The sequence below is a fragment of the Pseudobdellovibrionaceae bacterium genome, from assembly GCA_023954155.1.
Classification (GTDB): domain Bacteria; phylum Bdellovibrionota; class Bdellovibrionia; order Bdellovibrionales; family UBA1609; genus JAMLIO01.
On sequence record JAMLIO010000008.1, the window covers coordinates 47223 to 59641 of the forward strand.

A 12419-nucleotide genomic window follows, 5' to 3' on the forward strand; every position below is an offset into this window, starting at 1 on the left:
TCAGAAACTGCCAAATTATCGGGTATGACAAGTGCCGAAACATCTAAAAAGCTGACCCCTTTAATGCAACAGTATTGGGAGATCAAAGACCTCCACCCTGACGAAATTCTTTTATTTCGTATGGGAGATTTTTATGAAATCTTTTATGAGGATGCCATCAAGGCCGCCCCTATTGTGGGACTGACTTTGACCTCAAGAAATAAAAAATCAGGGGACGAAACTCCGATGTGTGGGTTCCCTCATCATAGCGTGGCGGGACCTTTACAAAAGCTTTTAGAGGCGGGGCATAGGGTAGCGATCTGTGATCAGGTGGAAGACCCTGCTTTGGCGAAGGGATTAGTAAAACGTGCAGTCACTCGTCGTCTAAGCCCAGGTATGGTCTTTGACCCCGACACTTTAGATCAAATGCAAGGCCATTATATGATGGCTGTGGATGAAGACCACTTGGCATTTTTAGATGCCACTACAGGAGAAGCTTTTTATTATAAAAACGACGGTGATTTAAATTACTATTTTGAAGCTTTAAACGTAGTGGAAGTGATTGTTAGCGACAAAGACATCTTTCAAAAGTTAGAGGCTCCTAAAAAAGTATGTCTGACTTTGTTTGATAAGGTGAAAAATCCTAAGCAGCCTGCAACCCAAACTCTTTTGGATTATGTCAGGTACACTCAAGGTGAGGAGGCGTTGCCTCAGTTTGAAAAGTTCAAGTACATTCAACGAAGTGCTTTCCTAAATATTTCAGGACGAGTTTTTAAACATCTAGAAGTGTTTAAAAATTACGAAGGGGACAATACAGGCAGCCTTTTTTCTGCCATTCAAAGAACCTGCACGCCTGCAGGAGCTAGAAAGCTCAAGCAGTGGTTGCGTACCCCCTTGGTCATGCAAGACGAGATTGAACGCCGTTTAGAGCAAGTCACCTTGTGGAAGCGAGATTATTTTAAACTTAAAAACTTAAGAGCCATCCTTTCTGAACTTGGAGACTTAGAACGTAGAGTGGTTAAGATCGCAAGTCCTAGTTGCAATCCCAAAGACCTTTTAAGACTGGCAGAAAGTTTAAACACAGTTCGTAGACTGTCTATGCTTGTGCCTTTAGATGCCACGCAAGTGCAAAAGGTCCTTGATGCCGAAGCTCTTATAGGCCAGGCGATTAAAGAAGATGTGCCTGCCTTGTTACAAGCAGGTGGTTTTATCCGCAAAGGGTATAAGCCTGAACTGGATGCGGTGTTAGAGCTTGCGGATGAAACCCAAAGTCTGATCTCTAAAATGGAACAGGCCGAAAAGCAGGCCACAGGCATTTCTAGTTTAAAGATCAGATACAACAGTGTATTTGGATTTTATATTGAGGTGACCAAAACCCATTCGGAAAAAGTGCCTTCGCATTACATTCGTAAACAGACATTAACCCAATCTGAAAGATACACCACAGAAGAACTGCAAGGTTTAGAAGAAAAAGTGTTATCAGCAAAATCTAAAAAGATTGAACTGGAACTGCAAGAGTTTGTGGATATAAAACAACGTTTGATTGCGGACTCCAAAGACTTTTTGAATTTATGTCACCACCTTTCAGAGTTAGATGTCTTGTCGTCTTTTGCGTGGCTTGCGGTAGAAAGAAATTACTGTCTGCCTCAATTTAATGATACGGGACGAATGGAGATCTACGAATCTAGGCATCCTGTGGTGGAACAAAGCAGTGAAGTGAGCTTTCGTCCTAATACCATCATGATTGACCCAGGTCATGGACTTTTAATCACGGGTCCCAATATGGCGGGGAAGTCGACCATCATGCGACAGGTGGCACTGACTGTGATTCTTGCACAAGTGGGGTCTTATGTTCCTGCAACTGAAGCGAGCCTTCCTGTTTTTGAACAGATATTTACGCGCATTGGGGCTTCAGACTCTTTAAGCCAAGGGCTATCTACCTTTATGGTGGAGATGACTGAAACTGCAGAGCTGTTAAAATTAGCTGATGCCAAAAGTCTTGTGATTTTAGATGAGATTGGACGTGGGACAAGTACCTATGATGGTTTAAGTTTGGCGCAAGCTATTCTTGAAAACCTACTTGTTAAAAAATGCACCTTTATGTTCTCTACCCATTACCAAGAGCTTGTGGCTTTGGATCAAGACTTTAAACATCTTAAGAATGTGCACATGGGAGCGATCAGGCAGGATGACAAGATCATCTTTCAGTATGTGCTTAAGTCTGGACCCGCCGAACAGTCTTACGGAATTGATGTGGCCAAGCTCGCGGGTGTTCCTGGAAGTGTCACACGAAGAGCGGGAACTCTACTTAAGCTTTATGAATCTCAACGAAAGAACTCTTTAGGTTCTCAAACCTCATTTAATATGGATACAATGGTAGAAGAAGGGAAAGATCAAAGTGAAGACCCCAGTCCCACTTTAGATCCCAAAGCCTTGGAAGTGTTAGAGGGTATAAGAAACTACCCCACACAACAAGTGACCCCTCTTGAGGCATTAAATGAGATCGCAAAGTGGCAAAAGAATTTATAGTTAAGAAAACTCAGTTTGATCACATCTGTCAGGGTCATGCTCCCTCACAGTGGCAAGAGCTGCTCAACGCACATGTGGAGCAAGTGATTCTTTGCGCTTTGGGGCAAGACGAGTTTACGCCTTTAAAAATCTTTGCTTTAGGATCTTTTGGTCTTAGAAAGCTATGTCCTTATTCAGACATTGATCTTTTAATTTTAGGGGACACAGAACGTGTGCGGCGGTTTTCAGAATTTTTAGAAAAGGATTTAAAGCACCTTAAAATTCGTCATATCCCCTATGAAAAAGACATAGATTACAGTTTATGGCTTAAGGATGTGAATATCTTTGATCATTATTCTTTACTGTATGCTCGTGCCTTTCGCAAAGAGGATGAGGGAGTGCTTGAGCGCTTCTGGCAAGAGGTTCAAAAACCCCATATTCAAGAGAATAAAGAACAGTTTTTAAAACAAGTTCTAGAAGAAAAGCAGCGGCGTTCTCAAAGATATGGAAATGTGGATGGCCTGCTACAGCCCAATATCAAATATGGTCGAGGCGGACTTAGAGACATCACTCAGGCTTTGGGGTGGCTCACATGGTGGGATCAGGGTGTGGTTTTACATACAACAGTAAGACAACGTCTTTTAATGCACTATGATCTGCTGTCACGGCTTCGGTTTACGGTGCACATGCTTCACGACAATGATTATATCTCTGCGGACATGTGGCCTGAGGTTCTAAAAGGGTTTGCTGAGTCTTATGCAGTCTTAGAGCTGCAAAAAAAGATTCATAAAACTTTTAATGCCGTAAAGGTGGCAGGAGAGTATATCTTTTTTTCTGATGAATTCTATAACAGCACTGAGCAAAGTGAGTTTGCATCGGGGTTAAACTTTTCGGTGTTAGATCAAAAACTGAAAGAGGACACCTTAAGTTTTCGTGACAGTTTGGAATTAAGACTGGGATTTCAGCCTCCCCATGTAAGAACCTTATCCGAGATAGAAAAATCCTTACTTTTTACAAGGCTGCACGAAAAATTCTTAGGACACGTAACTCCTCGTATGTGTGGGTTGCTGTTTGATTCATTTTTGATTCCGCAGTTGCTTCCACATTGGGACACTATCGCGGGGCGTCCACAGTCTGGGCATTATCATCAGTACACTGTGGATCAACACTTATTAAAGACCCTTGAGGCTGTCTGTCAGATTCAAAGTAAAGAGATCAATATGTTTGGACTGACTTCGATGACAGACACTTTTAAGCCTGAAGACTGGCAGATGCTCAAATGGGTGAGTCTGTTCCACGACCTGGCCAAGGGCTTACCTGGGGATCACTCCGAGGTGGGAGCCGACATTGTGACAAACGAAATCCACTGTGAGTTATGGAGTGAAAAGTTCAAGCAGGACATTTCTGATATGGTTCGCTATCATCTTGTGTTGTCTAAGTCTGCCTTTCGTTATGATCACAATGATGCCGAAAACTTGCAGCAGCTTTATAGCAAACTTAAAAGTTATAAGTTCTTTAAACTTCTAACAGTCTTTACAGCTGCCGATATCATGGCCTCTAACCCCGAGGCATGGAATGAATGGAAGTCAGATCAATTTTATCTTTTGTCAGAGTCTTTTCGAGCCTTCATCAACAATGGACAAGTCAGCACATGGCTGGACATTGAAGGCTTTCAAATCCTAGTCACCTTGTCCAAAAAACTAGGAGAGTCTTTGTTAAAAGAAGACCTCTTAAGTTTAGATAAAGATCCTCAGGGCCTAAACATCAAAGTGATTCAACATGAGTTTAATATTTGGATCAGAGCTTGCGATAGGGATGAGGGGCCAGGAGTCTTGGTCAAAATGCTCAATCTGTTTTTCCAAGCGGGCTTATCTATTGAACAGGCCTTTATTTGTGGTAATGAAAAAAGACAAGTGGCCTACAACTGGTTCCGCTTACCCTTAAAGACCTCTAAGTCCGCTCAGGAAATTGAAAGAACACTAAAGACCCTTATGAAAAGAGAACTTACCGCCAGCGAGATCAAGGTTTCCTTTGAAAGCATAAAATGTTTATCTGATGTAGACAATAAATGGGTGTTTTTATTTAAAGGAAGGGATCAAAAAGGACTTTTGTTGCGAGTGACCCAAGTTTTTGCCAAGATGAACTTAAATATTCTCAAAGCCCAAGTCAGCACCTGGGGCGAAAGTGTGGAAGACGTCTTTGTGGTAGAGCAAAGACAAGATTTAAGTTTAGAAGAGGCCTTAGAAAGTCTGCGACAAGAGTTGATGAACAATTATTGGCACTGACTTTTGAAAAATAGATAAAAGCTTTAGGATTTTAGTGCGAAGTATTAAAATTTAATCTTATTGCTCGAAAAAGCATATTTTTTAGGCACAAAAAATGAAATTGTCTTAATTTTTTGGAGATAAGTAGCTGGTTTTGTTGATTAAAGTGGCAAGACTTCGATGTAAAAAAATCTGTATTTGCCATGGTCCAGAAAAAGTAAAATACTTAACATAAAATACTTCTGTCTAGTTTTTGTCAAAACTTTTTTCCAGTGCTTGTGCGCATAATAAAAAGCTGCAAGACTTTATATATGGGCTAGGGGAAGGCCCACAAACAGACCATTAGGGGAGGAAGCAAGGATGCTTAAAGATGTATTAATTAAAGAAGGTCTTTCTAATAGAGAAGCTGAGGTTGCAGAATTAGTAACTCAAGGTTTATCAAACAAAGAAGTTGCAAATCGTTTATTTGTAACTGAGAAAACTGTTAAATTCCATTTAACAAACATCTATAAAAAAATGAATGTAAAGTCTCGTGCGCAATTGATCGTATGGTGCTTACCTAATATGTCTTTCACTGAGCAAGCTCCTGAAGGAACTGATAACAGAGACAGTGGAAAAACAATTTCTAACATTAACGTACCTGTTGCAGGAAATGGTGATATCAATACAAAGCCTTTTTCTGAGGACGATGGCGTAACGCCAGATATTATTCCTGGTCAAGCTAATAAGTCTGGTTACTCGTTCTAGTAATGCAATCGGTTCCCGCTTCTGTTTCAGAAGTAACCATGACGGAATTAGTGCTTCCGTCCCATACCAACGCCCTCTCGAGTATCTTCGGGGGGGTAATTATGTCTTGGATAGACATTGCCGCAGCCATCTCGGCCCAACGTTACTCTAAAACTACAGTAGTCACTGCAAGTATCGACGCTTTAAGTTTTGAAGCCCCTGTGTACGCAGGTTGGGTTGTCAATTTAAAGGCTAAGGTCAATTACGCAGGACGAACTTCAGTGGAAGTAGGTGTACGTGTCGATGCTGAAAACACCAAAACAGGTGAGAAGTTTAAAACTGCTAGTGCCTATCTCACTTTTGTGGCTATTGATGATGAAGGCAAACCTGTGTCTGTGCCGCAGTTGATCTTAGAGTCAGAAGAAGACAAACGCCGCCATAAAGAGGCAGAAATTCGCCGCAAAAATCGCCTCAAACACAAAGCCGAACTGCAAAAGTAAACAAGTAGCAGCAAAGATTATGCTGCTACGATTTTATTTACAATAGAACGTTTTATTCTGCGTCTACAGTTGCGGTAGAAGAGCCTGAAATAGAATTGTCTAGACTTTGTTGTTCTAGATGGATTTCAAACTCGGTCTCAGTATCGGGAAGATCAAGCTCGACACGAAAGTGCCCTTCATGCGCTTGTGTTGCAGTCGCATAACACTCAGTGCTGAGCGTGTGGTTGTAAGCATTATCCCCTGTCATTGTGATATTGACGTCACCCATTAAATGTCCATGAGTGCACTCACCAAAGAGTACGGCTTTAGTGGGTGAAACAGGCACTGTAGTGATTCCTGCGTCCAAAGAAATGTGCACCGACACGGGAAGCGAAGTGGCTAAAGACTCAAGTTCAATATCGTGCTGAGTGCGGTTGTCAGCCAGGTCATCATGCTCGTAGGACAGTTCTACAAGTGCGGCATCACTAAGAAAGATGACCGCAGAGTACTCGTTGTTTTCACAAGTCGTGGTCACAGTCGTTCCTGGAGGAGTGGCTTTTAACACCACGTCCTTACCATTATCAGAACAATCCCCTTGAATCAGTCTATACCCAGGATAGTATTCAAAGTTCATAGCATTAAAGGTATCCAGAGTGATCAAGATTTGACTGTCTAAAATGTAAGACAGACCTGTATCTATGCAGGCCGTGCTTTGACTATTAGCAGTCACAATCACAAAAAATTCATGTAGCCCATCATCGCTGCCGTCATTTTCAAAGTTTAAAGTGGCAGTGACTTCACCTGCTGCAATACTAGAAGAGACTCCAAGCTCTTGTGTGCAATTGCTGTCAGCATACACAGTCATAAGTCCTCCATCGGCATTAGTGACTGTACCTGATAGAACAGGACTTACAGATGACGACGTGGCGGGTGTGGTTTGTGGATAGAGAGGATTTCCATCAGCAATTTGTAGTGCTAATGCGGGCGCATTAGGTGGCGGAGCCACAACAGTCAGAGACATGCTGCCACTGGCATTAGTGTTGCCCGCTTTATCTGTTTGATGAAAGGTCACGGTCATGGTTTTTGGAGTCGCAGGGAAGGTGACCGCTTGACTATAAGCACCTGCCACACAACCTGTAGAATAGCTTGCGCCATCCACTGTCAGATCCACAGGCAGGCCGTTTTCGCAAGCCCCTTCTAAAGTTTGAGCGCTTCCTGTTAAATAAGTGTCCACACTATTGTGCGAAGTCAAAGTCACCACAGGAGCCCCAGTATCAAGAATAAAACTCAGACCCGTGTTATGACAACCGCTAGGGTTGGTATGAGAGGTGGACATAGTGACAAGCCCATAGAGTTCATAAAGTCCATCGGTATCTAAATTTAAAGTCACATTCACCACATCCCCAGCGCCCACAACAGTGTCAGTGAGCTTTGTAGAACATGTGTTATCTGTAAACAGTTCTAATGTTCCCCCAGCTCCTTTAACCACTGTGCCTGAAATCACAGGGTTGACTCCTGCAGTATGAGGAGGATTCTCAGATGGAAATGCAGGGTTGCCTGGTTGCAAAGTGATGGACAAGGTAGGATCAGACGGTGGGATCACGTAGGTCACACTGTCAGTGGCCGTTACAGGCGTCATATAGTTATTAGTTTGTGACGCTGTTAAATTGATAAGAGGCTGATCATTAAAGGTCACATTGGTAGAGAAAGTCCCTCCATAAGTTGAAACCCCATCGGTAATACAATTTACAGATACTGGAGAAGCAATATCACCTGTTAAAGTCACCTGACTCATTTCTGCGTGAACTGTGCAAGCACCGCTGACTGTTGTTGTGCTGGCACTGACACCGCTGTTATCCGCAGGACTAGTGATCGCAAGATTGATGCTAGGCGGAGGAGGTAAGGTCAAATTGATGGACCTATTGGTTGTGGCACTTTCATTTCCTGCGGCATCGGTGGACATAAATTGGTAAGAGATCGTAGCTACATCAGCAGGAAGAGTGATATTGATACTGAACTCATCGTCTACACAATTGGCCACTTCTTCTTGAGGCACTGCAGAACCAAAATTAAACTTCACAGGGGCTCCACTTTCACAAAATCCAGAAAAGGTCTGTGTTGATGTAGCATAAAAACTGGCATTATTAACCGGAGCGGTTAGTAAAGGTTCAGGGGCATGTGTATCTAAAGTATAAGTAAGTCCTGTGTCGACGCATCCTCCAGGATTTGGAACATTTCCAGGGGCAAGCACTTTGGCGTAGTAATGATGGACACCATCAAAATTTTGTCCAATTTCCATATACATCAAAATGACTTCTACATCGCCACTGGCATCGAGCATGATAGACTCAATAGGTGCGCCTGTGCAGGTGTTGTCATTGTCATAAATATAAAGCATGGCTCCATCCGCATTGCTTACTGTTCCTGTAATGGTCACGGCAGTTTGATTTGCTGTGATGGGAGTTGTGGGCAATTCAGGGTTTCCATGAACCACATCAAACTCAAGATCAGGGTCGCCAGGAGGAGGTAAAGTATCCACTGTTAAAGTTAAAGATTTAGAGGTCGTATTGTTAGCAGCATCGACTTGGGAGTAATTGATAAGAAGTGATCCAGGACTGCTAGGGAAGGTCACACTTTGGGCAAAGGTGCTGCTGGCACAGGTCACCGTGTAAGATGTGCCACCGACATCTAAAGCCACATTCAATCCAGATTCACAGCTTCAAGAAAGAGTTTGCATGGAAGACACAAGATACGTGCTAGCAGCAGAGTGAGAGGTGAGGTTCACATCAGGAGCTTGAGTGTCTAAGACATAAGACACTTCAAGGTCTAAACAGTCAGATTGAAAACTTCCTGAAGACACCTGTGCATAATAGCTGTGTAAGCCATCATCTGATCCATCATTATTATAGCTTGTACCCAAAACAATTTCACCACTTGGAGGCACAGTCTGTGTGGCTATGGCCGTACCAGTACACATGGCATCTTCAAAAAGTGAAAGTGTGAGACCTTCGGCCTCGGGTAAAGTTCCTGTCAAAGAAGGAGTTGTGTCGGCACTCACTGGAGGATCAGAAGGAATATTAGGATTTCCTGGGTCCAAATTCATGGTAAAGACCGCATCGAAATTCAACAACACATACGTCATTTGTAAAGAAGGGTAGAGTGTGCCGTCAGAAATCTTTTGTTGTCGGGCTCTAAGAGTCGGAGAAGCAACGGGATTAAAGACCACCTCTGCCTCAAAAGTTCCCCCATAATCACTGCCATCACTGATACAAGGCGTGAACACTGAATTGTTGATTTCACCAAAAATTTCAACTGTTGAAATGTCAGGATGGTAAGCACAAGTTCCAGAAATGGTGGTTTCCATTAAATGAGTCACAGTGCTTCCGCCGCTAGGAGATGTGATGGCTACGCTTACTGAAGTCGGAGGAGGAAGGGTGATATTGACCGTGATGCTATCTAGAGCGGTGTTTCCCGCAGCATCGGTTTGACCAAAACTAAGAGTTGTACTTCCTAAAGTCGAGGGGAATGTAAGGACTCTGTTATAGGTCCCTGATGCGCAAGTGGCTGTATGGCTTACACCACCCACATTCAGATCCACCTGAGCTCCATTTTCACACGCTCCTTGCAGAGTTTGGCTGGAGTTGGCGTAATAAGAATTCCCTTCCGTATGAGAAGTCAAAGTCACTGTAGGCGCTATAGTGTCTAAAGTGTAAGAGAGTCCTGTATCAAAACATCCCGAGGGATTTGTTTGTCCATTTTGTGCTGCCACTTGCGCGTAGTAATGATGAAGACCATCGTCAGTGCCATCATTATCATAAGTTAAACTTAAGTTGATCACTCCTGTGGAGGACACAGAGGACGTCTGCACCATGACCGCGCACATCGTATCTTCAAAAATCTGAATGGTGCCGTTGTTTGCTCTTTCTACTGTACCCGAAATGACAGGGGCGGTGTCTTTAGAAACAGCTCCTGCGGGAGTGACAGTCAAAGTCAGTGTAGGATCAGTCGGTGCTACGTAGTACTGTCTGCTGGCCGAGTTGCTTTCAGCATCAAAATTATTTGTTTGAGTGGCTGTGAGCGTAGGTGAAGAGACAGAGTTAAAAGTCACATACGTGGAATACATCCCCCCATAAGCACTTCCATCACTATTACAAGGTGCATTCACGGTTGCTGTAATATCTCCAGTCAGCACCACAGGACTCATGTCTGAATGATAAGTACACACTCCACTAACAGCAGTAGGCACAGTAGGATCTACGGTGCTATGTTGTGCAGGAGCACTAATGGTGATTGTAATAGAAGAGGCAGGGGCTAGAGTTAAAGAGTAAGTGTGATTGATCTGTGTGGTGTTGTTCGCGGCATCGGCTTGAACTAAAGTGAGGTTGATCGAACTTCCTGCACTAGGAAAAAGAACATTTTGTGTAAACGCACCAGAAGCACACGTAGGTGTGAAGGACTGTCCTCCCACTGTAAGCTGAATAGGGGCGTCAGATTCACAACTTCCAGTAAAAGTTTGTAAAGACTCAAGGTAGTAGGTTTCTCCATGAGTATGAGAGGTCAGAGTAAGAGCAGGAGCTGTGGTGTCCAGTTTATAACTTCCCACAGCCGTACAGCCACCCGCATTGGGTGTGCCATGAGAGTTGTGTAGAATAGCATAAAAATGTTTATCGCCGTCATCTGAGCCATCATTTTGATAATTAAGACTTGTGATATTCACATTCCCATTAGAAGGAACACTGTAGCTTTGCACTAACTGCGAACAACTGGGATCAGAATAAATAAAAAGAGTTCCTAAGGTGGCTAGAGACACTGTGCCCGTGATTGTAGGTGTAGTGTCGCGTGATGAAGGGGGAGTTGTGGTGTAAGTGGGGTGTCCTGCATCGTGATTTAAAGTTAAAGTCGTGGGATTAGCAGGGGCCACCTGATAGCTCACTGTGCTGGTGTAAGTTGTGTTGGTATCAGTTTTAATTTGTGTGGCAGTCAATGTGGGATTAGCTACAGTCGAAAATTGCAAGGAGGTGCTAAACGTTCCCCCATAAGCACTTCCGTCACTGATACAGTTCGTGGTTGTTGTGCCCACAACGCTTCCAGTAAAGGTGATGGTGCTATTCATCACAGGGTGAGACGTACACGTTCCTGACACTGTGACAGGATTAGAAACGTCAATCACGCTCCCTGAGGCGGGAGAAGTGATAGCGATTTCAGGATTTGTGGGAGGCCCTAGAGTGAGTGTGAAGGTCACAGACTCACTGGTGTTTAAATTAGCTAGGTCCGTTTGGGCAAAGGTCGCAGTGGTGGCGCCTGTAGATCCTGGTAAATTGAGCGAAGTGGAAAAGGCACTTGAACTGCATGGGGCCTGATGAGTGCTGCCATCTAAAGTGATGTCGACAGGAGTTCCATTCTCACAAGTTCCCGAAAACAGAAGACTGCTTCCTGCGTAATAAGACTGCCCATTTTGAGGTGAGGCCACAGTAATAACAGGAGGTGTGGTGTCCAATCTGTACGATAATAAAGTGCTATAGCATCCCCCTGGATTTTGCACTCCGTTGACGCCTGTTACTCGAGCATAAAATCTTTTAAGCCCATCAGCACTTCCATCGTTGGCAAAACTGATGTTGGTGATATTGAGATTTCCTCCCGAAGGAATGGTTTGTGAACCTATGACAGGAGTGGCACATAATGAATCGGCAAAGATCTCAATGCTTCCGCCGTCAGCATCTGCAACGGTACCTGTAAGAACAGGAGTGTTGTCGGCACTGACACGAGGGTCAGAAGGGAAATTGGGATTTCCTGCAGAAATATTTAATGTCAAAGTTGGATGTCCAGGGACTGTGTTGTCAAAATCATAAGTGGCGCTATCTGTTCCTGTGTTACCTGCAAGATCAGTTTGCGAGGCGATAAGTTCTCTTTGTCCCACAGTGGGCAATAAATTAAATTGGACTGTGGCAGTGAACTGTCCAGACTCAAGACAAGGGATGTTGATGCCGCTTTGTAAGTCCCCAGTCAGAGCCACCAGAAGACCTGCTTCACAAGTTCCAGACACACTCACTTGCACACCGACAAAACCACCATTAGCAGGATGAGTGATGCTCACTGCAGGAGGAGTGGTATCAAAAATGATTTGGGCTGTAGCACTGTACGTGTCTTGTGTGGCTTCTAGATCGGTTTGAGCTTGATCTACGGTGATATCAGCTTCGTATTGACCGTCTGTACACGTCAGTGTCAGAGGGGAACCCGTAAAATTGCCAGTGACTGTCACTGTTAAGTCGTCAAGTTTATCCTGACAGACCCCCGAAATATGAACCGCAGCCACATTGGTGTGTGAGGGAGCGACAAGAGTAAATCGTTCAGCGCTGTTATTACTAGTAAAGCCACCGCAACCAGTGACAAAGGATAAAAGTATTACTCCCCAGAGCAAACGGACCATAGCAACGTACCTCAGTGAATAGGTTATAAATATGAG

Annotated in this window: 6 protein-coding genes; 4 read left to right on the top strand and 2 right to left on the bottom strand. The window is 43.8% G+C overall.

Annotated features, from left to right (window positions below; all coding sequences use genetic code 11):
- The first annotated feature begins 24 nt into the window (after positions 1 to 24).
- The 4 genes from mutS (at position 25) to M9899_09730 (ending at position 5977) form a co-directional block, all read left to right on the top strand.
- Complete coding sequence (gene mutS, locus M9899_09715) at positions 25 to 2508, top strand: DNA mismatch repair protein MutS (GenBank protein ID MCO5114437.1); 2484 nt, start codon at positions 25 to 27, stop codon at positions 2506 to 2508.
- Positions 2490 to 4772, top strand: a complete 2283-nt coding sequence (locus tag M9899_09720; protein ID MCO5114438.1) for an ACT domain-containing protein — start codon at positions 2490 to 2492, stop codon at positions 4770 to 4772. Before mutS ends, M9899_09720 begins: the two co-directional genes overlap by 19 nt.
- A gap of 339 nt (positions 4773 to 5111) precedes the next feature.
- Positions 5112 to 5498 (top strand): helix-turn-helix transcriptional regulator, encoded by a 387-nt coding sequence (locus tag M9899_09725; protein MCO5114439.1) that lies wholly within the window; start codon positions 5112 to 5114, stop codon positions 5496 to 5498.
- Between the two features lie 101 nt (positions 5499 to 5599).
- Positions 5600 to 5977 (top strand): acyl-CoA thioesterase, encoded by a 378-nt coding sequence (locus M9899_09730; GenBank protein MCO5114440.1) that lies wholly within the window; start codon positions 5600 to 5602, stop codon positions 5975 to 5977.
- Between the two features lie 52 nt (positions 5978 to 6029).
- Here the strand turns inward: M9899_09730 and M9899_09735 are convergent, their stop codons facing one another.
- Both M9899_09735 and M9899_09740 read right to left on the bottom strand, forming a co-directional pair.
- Positions 6030 to 8660: a hypothetical protein gene (locus M9899_09735; protein ID MCO5114441.1), complete on the bottom strand. Its 2631-nt coding sequence runs from the start codon at positions 8658 to 8660 to the stop codon at positions 6030 to 6032.
- Positions 8661 to 8675: 15 nt separating this feature from the next.
- Positions 8676 to 12383 carry a hypothetical protein gene (locus M9899_09740; GenBank protein MCO5114442.1) on the bottom strand — a complete coding sequence of 1236 codons (3708 nt, stop codon included), beginning with the start codon at positions 12381 to 12383 and terminating at the stop codon, positions 8676 to 8678.
- Positions 12384 to 12419: the final 36 nt, after the last annotated feature.

Coding starts and splice junctions, on each gene's coding strand:
- M9899_09740 (MCO5114442.1), bottom strand. CDS start 12,383: ATGGTCCGTTTGCTCTGGGGAGTAATACTTTTATCCTTTGTCACTGGT.
- M9899_09725 (MCO5114439.1), top strand. CDS start 5,112: ATGCTTAAAGATGTATTAATTAAAGAAGGTCTTTCTAATAGAGAAGCT.
- mutS (MCO5114437.1), top strand. CDS start 25: ATGACAAGTGCCGAAACATCTAAAAAGCTGACCCCTTTAATGCAACAG.
- M9899_09730 (MCO5114440.1), top strand. CDS start 5,600: ATGTCTTGGATAGACATTGCCGCAGCCATCTCGGCCCAACGTTACTCT.